Here is a 1,729-nt window from a genome sequence, read left to right on the forward strand (position 1 = left end):
AAAAGTGGAAATTACCAAAAGGGTAAAGTGGACCTTACAGAAAGTGTAAACTCTTTAACAGAGACTACTACAAAGATTACTACAGAGACTACACAGAAAAGAAGAGGAAAAGAGCTCATTGCTTTTTATGAAAAGTGTTTTGGAAGATTAATTAGTACTTATCAGCTAGAGGTACTGGAAGGTTATTTAGAAGATGGATTAAATGAAGAGATGATTATTTTAGCAATGAAGGAATCATCTTTAAACAATGCTAATAACTTTGCTTACTTAAAAGCAGTTCTTGATGATTGGTTGAGTAAAGGATTGATTACTAAGAAAAAGGTTAAGTCTTATTTAGAGGAGAGAAAAGCAAGGTATAGCAATAAAAGCAAGGGTAAAAATGAGCTACCTACTAATCTACAGAATGCACTTGATTTAGTAGAGCAGTGTGATGTTGAAGATGAGGATATTTGGGAGGTGGATTAATTGACTAAGAAGGAAACATCAAAGCTATTGTCAATTTTAGCAGTAGCCTATGATAAATTTCAGGTTGATAGTCAGGGAGTTAAGCTAAAGGTCTGGCATGAATTATTAAGGGATATACCCTATCAGGTAGCACAGCTAGCAGCTAAAAAGCTAATTTTGAAGAGTCCCTTTCCACCAGTAATAGCTGATATCAGAAGAGAGGTTGCTAGTATAGCTACTTCTAAGGATAAATTAACTGCGACAGATGCTTGGGAGGAGGTGATAAAAGCAATAAGGCACTATGGATATTATCGAGAGAAGGAAGCATTAGAGAGTATGAATTCGCTGGTAGCTAGGACAGTAAGAGCTATGGGATGGAGGGAGATATGTTTAGAGAGTAAGATAGGTGTGATTAGAGGACAGTTTATCAAGATGTATGGTCAGTTATTAAAAAGAAAGCAAGAGGATGATTTATTACCAATAGAGTTAAGAGAGAGCATCAGGTTAATTAGCGAAGGAGAATTAAAGCTTAAAGAGAGCGTTTCGTAGTTTCATATTTTCTCAGTACAAGCATGGAATAATATTGAGGCAGTTGACTTTTAGGTAGGGTCAGCTGCTTTATTAATATAGATAGGATAGAGGATGAGTTTACATTATTTTATTGAGAGGAGATGATGATTTAGTGAAGAAACATAAGAAGTTAATTAAATATTTACTTAATTATAAAAAGATCAAGAGCAGAGTCGAGGCAATTAATGTACAGTTGGAGTATAATCAGCAGGCGATTGATTACTCTGTACCTAGAGTGAGTGGTGGGGGAAGCTGTGATCCAGTATATGATATTGTAGAGAAGAGATTAGATAGTAAATTGGCTCAAGAGAAGATGGAGAAGGAGAGGATTATCAATTTAATAGAGACGGGGTTAGAAGCATTAGATAAGGAGTTAGAATTGCCATTGATTGAAGCTAAGTATTTTCAAGACAGAGCAGAGATGGATAATATGATTTATAATAGCACTAGATTTCCCTATTCAGCGAGTCAGTATTATCGAGTAAAGAAGAGGGCTTTAGAGAAATTAGAGGAAAGTATTGGAGATCTAATTTAAAGTTAGAAGGTATAATAGCTTGTTTTGTAGAAGGATGATATATAGTTAAATGAAATCTTTAAATCAAAATTTAAAAATTACTTAATCAATTTGATATGACAAAATTTTAATAGGAAGTGAATTTTAAATATGAGCTATTATTATTTTACAGAAGAAGGATTAGAATATAAGGTAAGTTCA

Annotated in this window: 3 protein-coding genes; all 3 read left to right on the plus strand. The window is 33.6% G+C overall.

Features of this window, described 5'->3' with window-relative positions:
- Window positions 1-465 (plus strand): DnaD domain-containing protein (locus BX659_RS18615; RefSeq protein WP_146129061.1); only part of this gene is annotated, 465 nt, incomplete at its 5' end.
- Complete coding sequence (locus BX659_RS18620; protein ID WP_097019718.1) at window positions 466-993, plus strand: replicative helicase loader/inhibitor; 528 nt, start codon at window positions 466-468, stop codon at window positions 991-993.
- A 133-nt stretch (window positions 994-1,126) separates the two neighbouring features.
- Window positions 1,127-1,549, plus strand: a complete 423-nt coding sequence (locus tag BX659_RS18625; protein ID WP_097019719.1) for a hypothetical protein — start codon at window positions 1,127-1,129, stop codon at window positions 1,547-1,549.
- Window positions 1,550-1,729: the final 180 nt, after the last annotated feature.

The sequence above is a fragment of the Orenia metallireducens genome, from assembly GCF_003001995.1.
Taxonomy (GTDB): Bacteria; Bacillota; Halanaerobiia; order Halobacteroidales; family Halobacteroidaceae; genus Orenia; species Orenia metallireducens_B.